The sequence below is a fragment of the Nostoc sp. KVJ20 genome (assembly GCF_001712795.1).
Lineage (GTDB): Bacteria > Cyanobacteriota > Cyanobacteriia > Cyanobacteriales > Nostocaceae > Nostoc.
Genome location: NZ_KV757649.1, coordinates 13045 through 29720 on the forward strand (window position 1 = coordinate 13045; position 16676 = coordinate 29720).

The following is a 16676-nucleotide window of genomic DNA, read 5'->3' on the forward strand; positions in this document are numbered from 1 at the left end:
CTAAATACAACACCTGAATGTCCTTTTATTTGACAGTGGTGAATAACGTTTATTAGCCTCATACCCAGTTCATCCTAATACTTAGGCTTAGAAAAATGATACCTGTTCTTCCCAGTTACAACTTTATTGAAGCTCTGTATGAAGGTGTCAATACCGTTATTTATCGCGCTTCCAAGCAGTCAGATCAAACTCTTGCGATCATTAAAGCCCTGAAAGCCGAGTATCCCAGCCTCGAAGAACTAACCCGACTCAGACATGAATATAAAATCTCACAAACGATAGTAGATATAGAAGGAATTGTCAAGTCTCTAGCTTTAGAAAATCATCATAACGGTCTAGCCCTAATTTTGGCAGACTTTGGTGCAGAATCTCTGAAAAAGTATATTAGCGATCGCCAATTATCATTAACCGAATTTCTCACAATAGCTATTCAGCTAGCATCCACTCTCACTCAACTGCATCAAGCCAAAATTATTCATAAAGATATTAAACCTGACAATATCGTTATTAACCCAGAAACCGGGCAAGTTAAAATTATTGACTTCAGTATTGCATCGCGGTTAGAAAAAGAAAATCAAAGCATTAGCAATCCCAATTTATTAGAAGGCACTCTTGCTTATATGTCACCGGAGCAAACCGGACGAATGAATCGGTCAATTGACTACCGTACCGACTTCTATTCTTTAGGTGTTACCTTTTATGAAATGCTGACAGGTGCGCTACCATTTAATGCGGCTGACCCTCTGGAATTTGTTCATTGCCATATTGCAAAAATACCAATAGCGCCTCAAGAGTTCAATCCCAAAATTCCTTCAGCAGTTTCTGATATTGTCATGAAATTGTTAGCTAAAACTGCTGAAGATAGGTATCAAAGTTCTCTAGGACTAAAAGCCGATTTAGAAACCTGTCTGACTCAGTTACAGACAGATGGAGAGATTTCCCACTTTATTGTCGGTCAACTAGATTCATACAGCCAATTTTCTATCCCGCAAAAACTCTACGGACGGGAAATAGAAGTTGCTACTTTGTTAGAAGCATTTGATCGCGTCAGTTCTGGTAGTGCAGAAATGATGCTAGTTTCTGGTTACTCAGGCATCGGTAAATCTTGCTTAGTTTACGAAGTTCACAAACCGATTGTGCGCCAGCGCGGTTATTTTATCTCCGGTAAATTTGACCAGTTCAAGCGGAATATTCCTTTTGCTTCCTTAATTCAAGCATTCCAAGATTTGATGCGGCAATTGCTAACAGAAACCGATGACCAAATTGCCGTTTGGAAATCAAAATTAATATATGCCCTCGGTTCCAATACTCAAGTAATTATAGACGTTATTCCCGAATTAGAACGGATTATTGGCCCGCAGCTAGCAGTTCCTCAATTAGGGTCATCAGAATCACAAAACCGATTTAATCGGGTGTTTCAACAATTCATTCATGTATTTAGTCAACCCGGACATCCGCTAGTTTTGTTTCTGGATGACTTACAGTGGGCGGATTCAGCTTCCCTAAAGCTTATCCAGTTAATTATGACCGACCCAGATAGCCAATATCTATTGCTAATTGGTGCGTATCGAGATAACGAAGTCAGTGCCACTCATCCCTTGATTCAGACCTTGGAGGAGATTCAACAGACTGGTGCGATCGTAAATAACATTATCCTCCAGCTTTTGGATAGCGATCATGTCAAGCAGTTAGTAGCCGATACTCTTCGTAGTGAAGTTTTAAAGGTAAAACCGCTAGCTGAGTTAGTTTTTACAAAAACCCAAGGTAACCCCTTTTTCTTAACTCAGTTACTCAAATCTCTTTATCAGGATAACTTGTTATCCTTTGACTTTGAGCGCGGTTTTTGGCAATGGAATATTGAGTTTATTCAGGGAGTGAATATAACTGATAATGTCGTTGAATTGATGGTCAGTCAAATTCAAAAGCTATCTGAAAAAACCCAGAATGTATTAAAGTTTGCTGCCTGCATTGGAGACAAATTTACTTTAGATATATTGGCGATTATTAATAAAACAACTCAGTCAGAAACAGCAGCAGATTTGTGGGAAGCTCTGCAATCAGGTTTGGTTCTGCCCCTCAATAATTCCTACAAAACACCGCTCGTTTTCGACTCAGAACAAATGGAGACTGAGAACAGGCGATCGCACATTAACCAGCCCCCATCACCCATCACCTATAAGTTCTTACACGACCGGGTGCAGCAAGCATCTTATTCTCTCATTCCAGATGACCAGAAAAAACAGACTCACCTAAAAATCGGTGAATTGCTACTCAAACATACCTCGGAAACGGACATTGAAGAAAACATTTTTGAAATTGTCAATCAACTAAATGTTGGTGCTGAATTCATTACCCAACAGCCTCAAAAAGATAGACTGGCTCAACTCAATCTTATAGCTGGACAGAAAGCAAAAGCAGCAACAGCGTATGAATCATCTGTTAAATATTTAAATGTAGGTTTGGAACTTCTTGCAGCAGATAGTTGGAAGTGTCAGTATGACATGACACTCAATCTCTATGTAGAAACAGCAGCAGTAGAATTTCTCAACACTAACTTCGAGCGAGCAGAAATGCTTTCTGATGTAGTTTTATCACAAGCAAAAACCCTGCTCGATCGAGTCCAGGTCTACGAGACAAAAATGCAGTTTTATATTGCTAAGAACCAAATGCAAGCTGCGTTAAATACCGGAATGCAAGTCCTGAAAATGCTAGGGTTGCCTTTAGCAGCGAAATCCCCAACAAGACTGACTAGATTGAATTTAGGAGGAAAAAGGATTGAGGATTTAATAGAATTGCCAGAAATGACTGATGTTTATAAATTAGCTGCATTGCGAGTTTTAATAAATTTGATTCCTCCGGTTTATATTGCAGCACCCGAACTTTATCCCCAGGTCGTTTTTAAAATGACTAATCTCTGTCTCAAAGATGGAAACTCTCCTCTGTCAGCTTATGCGTATGTACTTTATGGAATGTTCCTATGTGGCGCTTTTGAAGACATGGATTCTGGCTATCAATTTGGTCAGCTAGGCTTAAAGCTGTTAAATCAATTCAATGCTAAGGAAATGACGGCGAAAATCTATGAAACATTTAATTATTTTATCAGGCATTGGAAAGAACCAGCTATTAATACTATAGAACCGTTAATTGAGGGTGTCCAAAGAGGGCTGGAAACAGGAGATTTAGAATATGCTTCTTATTCGGCTTGTTTTTATTGTACGCATTTGTTTTTTATTGGGGAAAATCTAGAAATAGCTCTTCAAAAACAGGCGCATTATATTGCTTTAATGCAAAGAACCAAACAAGAATTTCAAATTATCTATGCTCAGATAGTTCGACAAACAGGTTTAAATTTAATTAAGAAAACATCGGAACCATATCGATTAATTGGCGAAAGTTTTGATGAAAATAAAATGTTGCCAATTCTGATAAATAGCAATAATTACATGGCTATTTATCCTATCTATGTTTCTAAACTGATTCTAGGTTATTTATTTAAAAATTACGATTGCGCTGCTGAGGATGCCTTGCTGGCAGAAAAATACGAACAAGGTGGACGAGCGTTGATGTACAAAGCCGAACACAAGTTCTACTCTTCTCTGACTCTCCTAGCTTTGTATCCCGGTGCATCAAAAAGCGACCGCCAACAATATTTCAGCCAAGTGATAGCGCAGCAGAAAAAAATGAAGCAATGGGCGTTACATTCTCCTGCAAACTATCAGCATAAGTATGATTTAGTGGAAGCAGAAAAAGCACGAGTATTGCAACAAGATGCCAAAGCGATCGCATTTTACGACCGAGCCATAACTGGAGCCAGAGAACATGGATATATTCAAGAAGAAGCCCTAGCGTCAGAACTAGCAGCAGAGTTCTATTTTGCTTGTGGCAGAGAGAAAGTTGCTAATACCTATCTCAACGATGCCTACTATGGATATGGTTGCTGGGGAGCGAAGGCAAAAGTCAAAGACTTGGAAAAAAGATATCCCCAACTATTTCGGATATCAAAGCGAGAAACCGTCAGTACGAACGCGACTCGGATAATAAGCTATACGGGTGAAAATGCTTCAGACTCGCTGGATTTAGCCACAGTTATGAAAGCATCTCAAGCCCTTTCTGGAGAAATAGTTTTGAGCAAATTGTTGGCTAAATTAATGACAATTGTGCTAGAAAATGCTGGCGCTCAAACAGGCTACCTAATTTTAGAAAAATCAGGAGACTTGCAAATAGAAGCATCAGGAACAGTAGACAAAAATGATGTAACTGTGCTACAAGGAATTCCAGTATCAAACAGTCAGCAGCTACCAATTTCACTGATTAAGTATGTAGCCCGAACTAAAGAAAATGTTGTCCTCAGCAATGCAACTTGTGAAGGAACATTTACCACAGATACATACATCGCTACCCATCAACCCAAATCGGTTTTATGTACACCGCTCATCCATCAAGGAAAACTTAGTGGCATCCTTTATTTAGAAAATAATCTTACCATTGGCGCATTTACATCAGATCGCTTAGAAGTATTACAACTGTTATCTTCTCAAGCGGCGATTTCCATTGAAAATGCTCGTCTTTATAAAGACTTAAAATTAGCCAACGCTAACTTAGAAGCCAAAGTACAAGAGCGAACTTTAGAGTTACAAGAAAAAAATGTGCATCTGCAAAAAGCAGAAGAAATCGCCCAATCAGCCAACCGTGCTAAAAGTGATTTTCTTGCCAACATGAGCCATGAACTGAGAACACCACTTAATGGCATTTTGGGTTATGCCCAAATCCTCAAGCGTGAAAAAAGTTTAACTAACTCACAAAAAGATGGTGTGAATATTATTCATCAGTGTGGCGACCACCTCTTGAACCTGATTAATGACATTTTAGACCTCTCTAAAATTGAAGCGAGAAAAATGGAACTCCACCTAACGGATTTTCATTTCCTAGATTTTCTCGAAGGTATTGCCGAAATCTGCCGTATCCGCGCCGAACAAAAAGGTATTTGCTTAATTTTTGAACAAATTACTCAACTTCCTATAGGTGTCAAAGCTGATGAAAAACGGTTGCGGCAAGCTTTGATTAACTTACTGGGTAATGCCGTTAAGTTTACTGAAACTGGAGGCGTGGCTTTCAAAGTCGGCTATCAGGAAGGTAAAATTCGGTTTCAGGTGGAAGATACAGGAATTGGCATGGCACCAGAGCAATTAGAAGAGATATTTTTGCCGTTCCAGCAGGTAGGAGAACACAATCGCAAAGCAGAAGGAACGGGATTGGGACTGGCAATTACCCGCCAATTAGTTCAGATGATGGGTGGCGAAATCCAGGTAAAGAGTAACTTAGGAAAAGGGAGCGTTTTCTTCTTTGATTTAGATTTACCCGAAGTTTCTAAATACGCTGATGTTATCAAAAAAGAGCAAAGAAATATCCAAAGTTTTAAAGGCGAGAAGCGGAAAGTTATCGTGGCAGATGACAGGCTAGAAAATCGGGCAATTTTAGTCAAGATGCTATCACCTTTAGGATTTGAAATGATCGAAGCAGTAGATGGTCAAGATTGTCTCAACAAAGCATTTGAATTAAATCCAGATTGTATCTTAATGGACTTGATGATGCCTCAAATGAATGGCTTTGAAACTACTCGTCGCATTCGGCGATCGCCTGAACTAAAGAATGTAATCGTGATTGGCACTTCTGCCAGCGTTTTTGATTTCGATCTCAACAAAAGTAGAGAGGCAGGTTGCAATGATTTTCTACCTAAGCCCATCCGCATAACAGAGCTTTTAGAAAAGTTACGGCATCACTTAGAACTGGAATGGATTTATGATGATGGGGAAACTCAATTATCTAAAGGTAACAAAGAAGAAAATTCTCAGCAATCATTGGTACCTCCCTCCGCAGACGAAATTGCGATTCTGTTGAATTTAGCAATGAAAGGCGATCTCAAAGGGATTGTGGAGCGAGTTACTCACTTAGAAGAAGTGGATGTTAAATATGCACCTTTCTCTTTAGAGTTGCGTCAATTAGCTAAAGGTTTTCAAGTTAAAAAAATTCGTGAAATTCTAAAAAATATAGGGGTAAATTAATGAGTCTTTTAAACATTGAAAATGGCATTATCTTAATCGTTGATGATAACCCGACAAATTTAGGAGTATTATTCGATTTCTTGGCTGACTCTGGCTTCCAAGTGTTGGTGGCGCAGGATGGCGAAGATGCAATTGAACAGGTCGAATATGCTCTCCCCGATCTAATTTTGTTAGATGTACTCATGCCTGGTATGGACGGGTTTGAAACTTGTGAACATTTGAAAGCTCAAGAATCAACTAAAGACATTCCCGTAATCTTTATGACGGCGCTTTCTGAGACGGTGGATAAGGTCAGAGGGTTGAATCTTGGGGCGGTGGATTACATCACTAAGCCGCTTCAACATGAAGAGGTTTTAGCTCGTGTCAAAATCCATTTAAGCATCCGAAATCTGACGAAGAGACTGCAAGAACAAAATGTGCATCTAGAGCAGGAGATTCAAGAGCGAACTAAGGCAGAGAACGCCCTCTTAAAACTGACATCTGAGTTAGAAGAACGGGTGGAACAAAGAACGGCTGCACTTGGACAATCTAATCAGTTGCTGCAACAGGAAATCCAAGAGCGCATTTTTACAGAGCAAGCATTGCAGGAATCAGAAGCACGTTATCGAGAACAAGCCAATCGGCTAGAACTTGCCTTTCGCCAACTTCAAGAAACTCAAAGCCAACTGGTTCATAGTGAAAAAATGTCCAGTCTGGGGCAATTGGTGGCAGGTGTCGCTCATGAAATTAACAATCCTGTCAACTTTATCTATGGAAATCTGACTCACGCCTATCAATATACCCAAGATTTGCTCAACCTTTTGAATCTCTATGCCAAGTACACTCCCTCACCGCTACCTGAAATTCAACAACTGGCTGAAGCGATAGATTTAGAATTTTTGAGTGACGACCTACCCAAATTGCTGAGTTCGATGAAGGTTGGGGCTGACCGTATCCGCGAAATCATTCAGTCATTACGGATTTTTTCTCGCGTGGATGAAGCCCAAATGAAGCTGGTGGATATTCACGCTGGGCTAGACAGCACGTTGCTGATTTTGCACAATCGGTTTAAAGCCAGTTCTAACCAAATAGGTATTCAACTCGTTAAAGATTATGGCGATCTACCGCTTGTGGAGTGTTATGCAGGACAACTCAACCAAGTGTTTATGAATCTACTGGCGAACGCAATTGATGCTTTGGAGGAGTATGATAAACAGCGATCGCCCCAAGAAATTTACTTTTGCCGCAGCACGATTAGGATTCGCACCGAAGTAACTGACAATGAGTTTGTGACTATTTGGATTGGCGATACTGGCCCCGGTATGACAGAGGAAGTACGCGATCGCTTATTCGACCCCTTCTTTACAACAAAACCCGTAGGTAGAGGCACGGGTTTAGGCTTGTCGATTAGCCAGGAAATTATTGTCTCCAAACATGGTGGTCAGATAACGTGCCTTTCAGCGCCTGGTCAGGGAACAGAGTTTATGATTAAAATTCCGATGCGATCGCACCCTTTAGAATCAGTAAACCAAAAAGTTTTTTCCCAAGAGCGATGCCTGCGCCTGGCTACGCCTACGCTAATTAAGTTTACGTAGTCTAAAGTGCTATCTTTTACTAATTACAAAATTACTACTTGGGGTAAATATAGCGTAGGTGACACTGTAACCAGACCCAAAATTCGTCAGGTCTGAAAGCATAACTGAGTAATTCAATGTCACTTAAAGGATAAGTGACATTGAATTAGAAGCATAAGCACGTAAAAACGTCCAACACAATAAGCATTTGAAGCTATTTTACCCCTGGTGTTAGCTACGCTATATCTGCCCCAAATAGAACACCGATTACAGAACCGATGCCCAGCAAAACAATTGAAGTCCGAGAGTACACCGTTAGAGCGCATAAGCGGGAAATTCATACCCGCGTTTTTAACTTTGTGTGTAAGCAGTGCGAACAACCCACACAAAGAGAAACTTTTGGTGTGCGACCACTCTACTGTGAGCAATGCCGTCCGCCACAAGCACCCAAGAAATCGAAAGTAGTTCCTATAGGCAAGAGGAAACCCAGAGCTATGACTTACAAGAGTGGTAAAGACATAGCCGGATGATTTTTTGTCTCAAGGGTGGATGAAGCAGTGCGCTCATTCGCCCAAGCTAACTCAAACTGGTAAAAAGTAACTCTAATAAATTCACATTAGGCGAAACTACATAACTGTTGAGCGCATTCTGTGGCTGACTGGATTACAGCGTGAAATAATAGTAAAAATGATCCCGTCAGAGGCAATTTAATAGAATATTGAAAGCAGAAATGCGCCTGCTGGCTTGTTGTACAGTCCCATACTCATCAACGTCATTGATATTAAACCTGGACTGACAAGAATAGAAAACGCTATGGCTAAAATAATCTAGCTATTGCTAGATGCGATAATCCTCAAAAACGCTATAGGCTACATACAATTGTTGAGTATAAAGATTCGCTTGTGGATGCCATAGTAGAAAGATCGCACACACTTAAACAAGCCTTGGTTGATTTTGTCCTAGATGCTGACGGCGAACTAGCACAAGCACTCGACATTTATGCAGCTGCACAGATGCCTAGCGGTAATCGCGATCGCACCCAACAACAAGTAATCATTGACAGGTTTATTACAGAAGGGAAAATTGGCGATCGTTCACCTATAGAGTTATTTATCGCCAGTCATGCAGATTTGTCAGAGAGCGATCGCAATCTACTGAATAGCTGGCATCGTAGTTTTATTGGTTTATTTACTATCACCCAGATTTTACCTGATGGCTTAGAACTCATGAACTGGCTGACAGCTAAACATTACATAGTTCTGACAGCTAAAAATTACATTGTCAAGTCTAACAGCCCTGAAAAACAACCAGCCATATCTCGTTTCAAGCCAGGAGAGATTTTACTAACACGCATTTATCCTCTTACTGATAATGAGTGGATATTTTCTGGCTCTCACACATTTATGGGTAAACTCGGTAAGCCAAAACTCGCCGTCGCCATTGGAAATTTTAAAGATAATTATAAAAGTCATCTTTACAGTGATGCTCCCGACTTGCTAGAACAAGCATGGCAGTCAATAGAGCAATATCATCAGCAGTTTGTTGAGTTTTTTGGGAGTGATGAAGTTACATTACCAGGATACCAACTTAATAAAAAGATAACTGAATTTCAAGAAATTATCACCGATAAATATCTCAAAGCGGTGGGACTTTATAGTTCTAAATCTTTGAATGAAATAGTAGCAAAAGCTGGTATTGGCGCAGAAGAAATTATCGCCGCTGCTAAAGAATTTGGGATTGATACTAACGCTGCTTCTCAAATATTGGATGGGAAAAACAGTAAGCAAAAAATGGTTGTGCCGAAAGTAGATTTACCTGCTGAACTCAAGAAAGCAGAACAAGTCACAGCCATTTGTCACCCACGTTGGGGATTGATGTTTTTACCAACATATACTAAATTCACAACTAGATTATTAGCTGATGATTGGCAAAGTATTGAAGGTGCAGCAAAACTAATTCGTCACTACTTGGAAAATAAAAATATTAATGCTTATATCTGGTATCGGTTAGCACAAAAATATCCCACTCAATTAGAAAAATTCTTGCAAGATTTCTTGCAACGTCCTGAGTTTAGCCTGAGCAATAATTTAGATAAAATTTTGCAAGAGTATGGTAAACCTATCGAGCCAGAATTACCAGAAATTGCTAGTGTTCCTTTACATCTACATAATTTATTTCAAGAAGCACTTACAGAAGTGAATAAATCTAAACCCAAAGGTAAAGGACAAAAACAACCAGCGAAAGGTTTTCAAAAAGCTTAGTTTAATATTAAGTGCATCTCAAATGCAGGTAAGTAAGTCGGAGAAAAAATTTATAAGTATGTAACAAACAGTTAAGCAGAAAAATGAGAGCTAAATTTTACACGTTGTGTACTGTAATTTCCCTTTTCTCCTTTTGCTCCTTTTGTTTGAACTCCATCAATCACAGCATAAGGCTTGCGTCTAATTCATCCTCTACTTGATACATTATCTGTATTTACTTATCTTTACACAAGTCAATGATGGGGGTACTCTCTACTACCGCCTTGTCTAGTGGACAGCGCAAGCGTTTGGCTGTAAGTTTGAGGGTTAATTTACACTACACTGCCACCAGCCAATGACAGGGCAAGGGTTTTAGTTAACATAGAAATTCCCCTGACATTGCAAATCAACTATGCCCAAGACTTGGAACATCAAGATAGATAACTATTTTCAAGCCAATCCCAATTGCATCATCGCCACCGCTCATGTAGACTCATTCCCCACAGACCTACCCCTAGAACCGAACATCAGGGAACCAAACCGCAAAAGTGCGACCTACAGACAAGTTTTCGACTCACTGACAACCGAACCCGAAAAATTCTTCTCTCGCCACAGTGGAATCGTTCTGTCAGCTAATATTGCTAAACCTGTCAAGAACAAAACTGAACTAGAACTGGAGATTTTAGAAGCTAACGAGGGAGGTAGTGATGGGATTATCAATGGTGGTCACACAGTATTAGGGTTTGAGCAAGCGAAAAATTATAACTACAATTTAAGTCAAGCCAGAGTAAAAGTTACCATCCACATCGGACTCTCGGAAGACGAGGCTAAGGATATAGCCCTGGCCTCCAACACCACAACGCCAGTAGATTCTCGCTCCAAAGTCAACGCTAGGGGTGATTACAAATTCATTAAGCAGTATTTAGCCCAGTTAGAACAGAAGGAAGATAGAAAATTCCGCATCGCTTATTATCAAAACCAAAGCGGCGCTCCCAGAAATGCCCAGTGCAATGTTACCCATTTACTCAAGCTGCTTTACTGCCTCGACAGAAATAAATACAACCCAGACGGCAATAAACGAACCAAACACCCAGCAGGGATGAGTCTTCCAAGTAACATCACAGACGCAGAAAGAGAAAGATTAACCGCTTTACTGCCTCTCTTGACTCATGCTTTGTGGATAGAGCAAAGACTGTACGAAATAATCCAAGAACATATCAGCAACCCTAGAAGAAAAGGTAACAACGATTTAGCCTCAATTGATATACGTAAAACCACGTTGTTGCCTGACAGCAAGTATTCTTTTGGGTTTGGTGCGCCAACTGACCTGGCATTACCAATAATTGCGTCCTATCGGGTATTTTTGGACAAAGACTATAAATGGATTCTGCCGTTTAACGAATTTGCCGAAGACTTTTTACAACACTTGTGGAATAACTATTTCCGTAAATACTTGGTGTCAGAGAAAACAGCAGGTAATACAGTCGGTACAAAAATTAGCCGCAATCAAGAGATTTGGGAAAGTTTGTACATTTCGGCGCAGAGTTATCTAAATCAGCACTTGGTGAAAATGGTTAACTCCAGTAAGGCAGAGTCAGAATCTAAGGTGACACAAGGTAGTAGCAAGAGGGGAAAAGGGAAAAGGGGTGAACTCAACGCGACTACTGGAAATTAACTGTATCTCAACTCCATCTCTGACACCAGTTCCCCAAACTCACTTTTGCTCTGAAAGCTTGACAGGTGGTAAGCGAACACTCAGGTTACGGGCATAAACTTTGGTGAAGTACTGGACATTCGGCTGTGGGCGATCGCTCTTAGAGTAGGGCAAGGCATCGTTACACTACCAGTCATAATAAGCAGGGATGTAAAGAGTCCAAGTGGCAGCCAGAAAACTGTAATGTACAGATGTACTCTCGCACAGCCAATTATTTGGTTGCAAAAACTTTTGCAAGTGGTATTAGATTTAAGATTTTAAGATGGGGAAATATACTTCTTGGAAAATCAGAAAATTTTGCATCGAACTAATAAATTAAATTCGCAATCTCAAATACCGACGATATTTCTAGATAAAGATGGTACTTTAATTGAAAATGTACCAAATAATGTTGATCCGCAATTAATCGAAATGAAAATTGGTGCTATTGAAGGATTACAAATACTTAGCAAAGCTGGATATAAATTAATTGTGATTACTAACCAGTCGGGAGTAGCACGGGATTATTTTCCAGAATCTGCCTTGATGGGACTTGGTTTATTGGCGATAAGCTCAGTGATGTAGAAGCTGGACATAGTGCAGGGTGTAAAACGATTTTGATAGATCAGGGTAATCAGTCTCAGCCCCAAATGTCTCGTTTAGGAATTGCTGACTATATTTTGGTTAACCTTTCAATAGCAGCCCAGGTGATATGTAAGCATTCAGTATCTAATTTTTAGGATTTCTGGCATGAAGTTATAGAAATTGCTGGAACAGTAAACCTAGAAAAATAAACCTAGAAAAATTAAAATTGTACAGTGACTTTTTATTTGTCGCTATGCCAAATTAACGTCATTGAGGGTATAAAGCTTGCACTCAAAGAGGATTGAGCTTAGAAGTAGCACCAGGGCAAACGCATCTAAATTACTCTTGATTACAACGAAGGTTAAAAACCAACGAAAAAATCTTTCCTTTCGCGCTTGATTATTTTTTAAGCCCCAAAGCGATGCCTGCGGCGGGCTTTGCCTACGCCTAAAATTTTCGCAATAAGCAAGAGTTAATGACATTAATTTTGACTCTATTGAGAATAGACTTTGCTTATTGACATGATGCGGACGCCCTGTAATAATTGGAAACCATATCTCTTCAACATTTATATAATTTAAAGATAAAAATCGTTGAATTTCCTTTCTTCTACTTTCAAAAATATTGGTATATGTAAACCAGTAGCCAACGCTTCAAGGCTAACAGTTTTAATAGACTATAGTAAATTAATCAGAATTTTTATGAATAAATATTGGGCACGTCCTAGTTTCCGCTTCAGGTGTATTTCGTAGAATTCCGGTAATATTGTCATTAATTAGAACTTATTGCAAATAAAGGCTCTTTTTGTTTTACCATAATTTGCCACATTCTTTAGCCTGTAAATATTCCGGGGTCTTGTGTCTCCCCTCAAGGTGATTTGTATCTACCGAAAAGTATAGATCCGTTGGTAATGTTATCAAACTGTTGGAATACTGTAATAATAGAAGCTGGGGTTAAGTTAAATAAGTGATTTAAGTCCGTCCTATAACCGTCTTGCTTCCTGTGCTATGTCCTGATTGTCGCTCATCAGATATTATTAAACACGGTAAATCTTCCAGAGGGTAAGCAACGTTACCTGTGCCAGAATCGGGAGTGCCTGCGCCGGATATTTTTTATCAATACAAGACAGCCTAGACGGACTAGACAAGTTAAGCATCAAATTATAGAGATGAAACTCAATGGCAGTGGAGTTCGCGATATTGCGCGAGTGTTGCATATTAGCCCGGCAATAGTAATCAGAGAATTAAAAAAAATTTCCCAAATTGGATCGGTGAATCAAAAATTGTTGCCAACCATTCAATCCGAATAAGTGGAGGTAGAAATCAAGCTGGTGGAAGTGGAAGAAGAAGCCTTGGAAGGGATTGAAGAGTCTGAACTAGATGAAATGTGGAGTTACGTAGGTGCTATCGAGCGTCTGACAGTAAAAGTTTTAGCTTACGCATTTGGACAGCGCGCAAGACTAAGTATTTCTGAAGCTAAAAAATTTATTAGAGCCATTTGGTGTTAAGAAATACTGTACAGATGGTTGGGGAGTTGATGAATGGCATTTACCTCCAGAAAAACATGAGATTTGCAAGAGAAAGACTCAAATAATTGAACATAAACATCTAAATTTAAGAACTCGGCTTAAGCGACTGGCTAGAAAGACAATTTACCTTTCTAAGACTGAGGAAATGCATGACTTGGTTATTGGGCTCTTTATCAATCGCTACGAGTTTGGCTTAAACGTCTAACAACAGTTTAATAACACCACCTAATAAAGGAAGATTGATATGCAGAACGATTGGACGAAACCCGCCGCCATAGCGATCCCGAAGGAGGGAGTCTTCAAACAGGAGCAGGGAAGATACGGCCCGATTTTTCCCAAAACTCCCGCGTGCTACGGCTTCACGATTATCGCGAAAATCAAACCTGGTACGGAGGAGACCATCCGCGAATATGGGAAGACGCTCGAGAAGACCATCGCCGATTTGCCGGACGGTCTGGCTGTGCTCAAGCTGCATTACCTGCGCTGGGTGCTGTTTGACATCGCCGAGGACACATACTTCATGTACCAGGGCATTTTTGACACAGACTTCGACAAATACACTGAGGATGCCGTTGCGCTCTTTTCACAGTACGGTATCAATACTGTTTTCGAGAATCTTGAGGGATTTCCCGAGGACTGGAAGACGAACACACCGGCGTTCATCCAATTCGTCCGCGAGCACCAGTGTCCAAGCTTCCTCGAATACGGAGAGTATCCCTACGTAAGTTCCGATGAAATCAAGAAAGCCCTCAAACTCAAGGCGGCGTTCTCCGACATGCTTGACCAGATGCAGTAATCCATCAGGAGGACTTGATATGCTTGAGTTTGACGACATTCAGCACATTCTGTTGACTCGTGTGCCTGCGCTCACCGGACGGTATGAATTTCTATCGTTCCGGAACCCTGCTGGTGGACGAGCATGGCTAGCTGCCATTCTTGAAAAGGTACAGTCGTCTGCGGAGGTTCGTGCTTCGGTCGAACAGGACAACCGATGGGTGAGCGTGGCCTTCACCTGGAACGGCCTGCGGGCGCTGGGTATGGATGAGGCATCGCTGGATACGTTTCCTGAGGAGTTCAAGCAGGGTATGGTGGCCCGTGCGGAGATCCTCGGCGACATCGGCGCGAATCATCCTGACAATTGGGTGGGAGGTCTGGCTAGCCCGGATCTCCATGCAATTGCGATTCTCTTTGCCCGCGATAACGCAGAGCGCGATCGCTGCAAGGCGGAGCACCAGCGACTTGTCGAGCAGTGCGAGGGCGTGGAAGTGCTCTCGGCATTGGATCTGGAGGCAACGCCGCCTTTCAACTATGCACACGATCACTTCGGCTACCGCGATCGGCTCTCGCAGCCAGTCATCGAAGGATCGGGCGAAGAGCCGACGCCTGGTTCCGGTGCGCCGCTGAAGGCGGGCGAGTTCATCCTGGGCTACCCAGACGAATATGGTCCCCCTGCCAATCTGCCGCAACCTGAGATCCTCTCCCGGAACGGTAGCTACATGGCCTATCGACGCCTACAGGAGCATATCATCGAGTTTCGTGACTTCCTGCGCCAGCACGGTCAGACGCCGGAAGAGCAGGAACTTGTGGCGGCGAAATTGATGGGTCGTTGGCGCAGCGGCGCACCGCTGGTGCTGTCACCGGACAAGGACGATCCAGCACTCGCCGTGGATATGCAGCGCAACAACGACTTCAACTATGCGACTATGGACCCGCATGGCTATGCCGTACCCCTCGGCTCCCATATCCGTCGCCTGAATCCTCGTGATACAGGGGCGAACATGAATCGGCGGCGGATGATCCGTCGTGGGGCAACCTACGGGCCACCACTCCCGGAAGATGCGCCGGAAGACGGGATAGAGCGTGGCATTGCTGCCTTCGTGATCTGCGCGAGTCTGATTCGTCAGTTCGAGTTCGCGCAGAACGTGTGGGTGAATGACAAGAACTTCCACGAACTCGGCAACGAGCGCGATCCGATTATCGGCACGCAAGACGGCACCCTTGACTTCAAGATCCCGAAGCGGCCAATCCGGAAAACCATCAAGGGCATTCCGGCATTCACCACGGTTCGGGGCGGGGCTTACTTCTTTCTGCCCGGACTGAAGGCGCTTCGGTACCTGGCGTCACTGAGCAGTGGCAGGTAACTCTAGAATCCGATCAAATAAAAGGAATGGTGGTGAAAATGAGCAAGCTCAATCGAGTTGGGCGAACGTACAACCAGAACCATGTGCCGCGACCGTACACGCCGAACAAACGTCGGTTCAGCATTTACTGGACGTGGAGTTATCCTTGGGAAGCCAACCGAGATCTGACCGAATTGGATAATCGGTTTTCGACGATGACCGAAGTCCGTCGGGTCGGCTGGCCGAACTTTGAGGGATCTGAGTGGGATAAGATGAATTTCTTGCAGGGCATCGCTGGTACTCTGGAGCTATTCCACCGATCAACCATCGATTTTCAGCAAATCGTGGGCGAGATTACTGGGCAGCCGGTCGCCGTTTACCAACGCATTGACCAGGCAGGTTACAAACTCCTGATTGATGAAAGAATTCTGGCAGACACGGATACATTGATGGTGTTCGGTCTGGATCACCTCGTATCCGAGCAAGAGGCCGAGAAGGGAGAAATCGACGCGATCCGGGAGTGGCTTAACCGGGAAGGCACGTGCCTGCTCCTTGCGCCGCACCATGACGTGGGCTTCACGAGTGACATGCAGCAGCGCCAGATGGAGTACAAGCATCACGGCGACGAACTCGTGCCGCGCCAGCAGCGCTTCGGTCAGTACACGCGATCGCTGATGAAAGAACTCGAAGTGCCCGTACTTAATCAGTTTGGACTCCGGCCTGCCGTCGTACAAGGAAGCAACCAGATCGCACCCCTGACCGTCCACAAGGATCTCGACAAACTGGGTTTGCTGAATGGAGTGACCACGTTCAACTTCCATCTGCATCTGCCCCACTATGCGCTGACGACAGAGGACACGAAGTCCATTCATATTCTGGCGACGCAGCCGATCGA

The 16676-nt window shown here is 42.4% G+C and carries 13 protein-coding genes and 1 pseudogene; 13 read left to right on the top strand and 1 reads right to left on the bottom strand.

Translation table 11 applies throughout. The features are described 5' to 3' along the window. The first annotated feature begins 95 nt into the window (after positions 1-95). The 7 genes from A4S05_RS22480 to A4S05_RS43510 all read left to right on the top strand — a co-directional run bounded on the left by A4S05_RS22480 (position 96) and on the right by A4S05_RS43510 (position 12288). Positions 96-6062 (top strand): hybrid sensor histidine kinase/response regulator, encoded by a 5967-nt coding sequence (locus tag A4S05_RS22480; RefSeq protein ID WP_069072017.1) that lies wholly within the window; start codon positions 96-98, stop codon positions 6060-6062. Beyond that, positions 6062-7636: a hybrid sensor histidine kinase/response regulator gene (locus A4S05_RS22485; protein WP_256091091.1), complete on the top strand. Its 1575-nt coding sequence runs from the start codon at positions 6062-6064 to the stop codon at positions 7634-7636. The genes A4S05_RS22480 and A4S05_RS22485 overlap by 1 nt, the downstream gene beginning before the upstream one ends. Positions 7637-7893: 257 nt before the next feature. Next, positions 7894-8145 carry a hypothetical protein gene (locus A4S05_RS39275; RefSeq protein WP_084227220.1) on the top strand — a complete coding sequence of 84 codons (252 nt, stop codon included), beginning with the start codon at positions 7894-7896 and terminating at the stop codon, positions 8143-8145. 372 nt (positions 8146-8517) lie between these two features. Continuing rightward, the gene (locus tag A4S05_RS22490; protein ID WP_069072018.1) at positions 8518-9876 is read left to right on the top strand and encodes a hypothetical protein; all 1359 of its coding nucleotides are present in this window, start codon (positions 8518-8520) and stop codon (positions 9874-9876) included. Between the two features lie 391 nt (positions 9877-10267). Next, positions 10268-11530, top strand: coding sequence for an AIPR family protein (locus A4S05_RS22495; protein ID WP_069072019.1), 1263 nt, complete (start codon positions 10268-10270; stop codon positions 11528-11530). 318 nt (positions 11531-11848) lie between these two features. Next, entirely contained in the window at positions 11849-12133 is a 285-nt protein-coding gene (locus A4S05_RS43505; RefSeq protein WP_256091093.1) for an HAD-IIIA family hydrolase, read from the top strand. Beyond that, positions 12109-12288, top strand: a complete 180-nt coding sequence (locus A4S05_RS43510) for an HAD hydrolase-like protein (protein ID WP_256091094.1) — start codon at positions 12109-12111, stop codon at positions 12286-12288. Before A4S05_RS43505 ends, A4S05_RS43510 begins: the two co-directional genes overlap by 25 nt. Before the next feature lie 384 nt (positions 12289-12672). On the opposite strand, the pseudogene A4S05_RS43515 reads toward A4S05_RS43510, so the two are convergent. Further along, positions 12673-12899 (bottom strand): annotated as a pseudogene (locus tag A4S05_RS43515) (IS4 family transposase); the annotation flags it as partial. 393 nt (positions 12900-13292) lie between these two features. Between A4S05_RS43515 and A4S05_RS44295 the strand changes: the two are divergent. From A4S05_RS44295 to A4S05_RS22530, 6 genes are all read left to right on the top strand, one after another. Continuing rightward, a complete protein-coding gene (locus tag A4S05_RS44295; RefSeq protein WP_370684479.1) occupies positions 13293-13442 on the top strand; it encodes an IS1-like element transposase in 150 nt (49 codons plus the stop codon). Continuing rightward, positions 13443-13640 (top strand): hypothetical protein, encoded by a 198-nt coding sequence (locus A4S05_RS42680; RefSeq protein WP_069072021.1) that lies wholly within the window; start codon positions 13443-13445, stop codon positions 13638-13640. Then, positions 13603-13866: an IS1 family transposase gene (locus A4S05_RS44300; protein WP_218107971.1), complete on the top strand. Its 264-nt coding sequence runs from the start codon at positions 13603-13605 to the stop codon at positions 13864-13866. The genes A4S05_RS42680 and A4S05_RS44300 overlap by 38 nt, the downstream gene beginning before the upstream one ends. 39 nt (positions 13867-13905) lie before the next feature. Beyond that, positions 13906-14457, top strand: coding sequence for a hypothetical protein (locus A4S05_RS22520; RefSeq protein WP_069072022.1), 552 nt, complete (start codon positions 13906-13908; stop codon positions 14455-14457). Between the two features lie 19 nt (positions 14458-14476). Then, the gene (locus tag A4S05_RS22525; RefSeq protein WP_069072023.1) at positions 14477-15802 is read left to right on the top strand and encodes a Dyp-type peroxidase; all 1326 of its coding nucleotides are present in this window, start codon (positions 14477-14479) and stop codon (positions 15800-15802) included. Positions 15803-15840: 38 nt separating this feature from the next. Beyond that, positions 15841-16676, top strand: an 836-nt coding sequence (locus tag A4S05_RS22530; protein WP_069072024.1) for a hypothetical protein, incomplete at its 3' end; no start/stop codon positions are given.

Bases quoted from the DNA above. Each gene is read 5' to 3' on its own strand.
- A4S05_RS39275 (WP_084227220.1), top strand. From the start codon at position 7,894: ATGCCCAGCAAAACAATTGAAGTCCGAGAGTACACCGTTAGAGCGCAT.
- A4S05_RS22485 (WP_256091091.1), top strand. From the start codon at position 6,062: ATGAGTCTTTTAAACATTGAAAATGGCATTATCTTAATCGTTGATGAT.
- A4S05_RS22480 (WP_069072017.1), top strand. From the start codon at position 96: ATGATACCTGTTCTTCCCAGTTACAACTTTATTGAAGCTCTGTATGAA.
- A4S05_RS22525 (WP_069072023.1), top strand. From the start codon at position 14,477: ATGCTTGAGTTTGACGACATTCAGCACATTCTGTTGACTCGTGTGCCT.
- A4S05_RS22520 (WP_069072022.1), top strand. From the start codon at position 13,906: ATGCAGAACGATTGGACGAAACCCGCCGCCATAGCGATCCCGAAGGAG.
- A4S05_RS22495 (WP_069072019.1), top strand. From the start codon at position 10,268: ATGCCCAAGACTTGGAACATCAAGATAGATAACTATTTTCAAGCCAAT.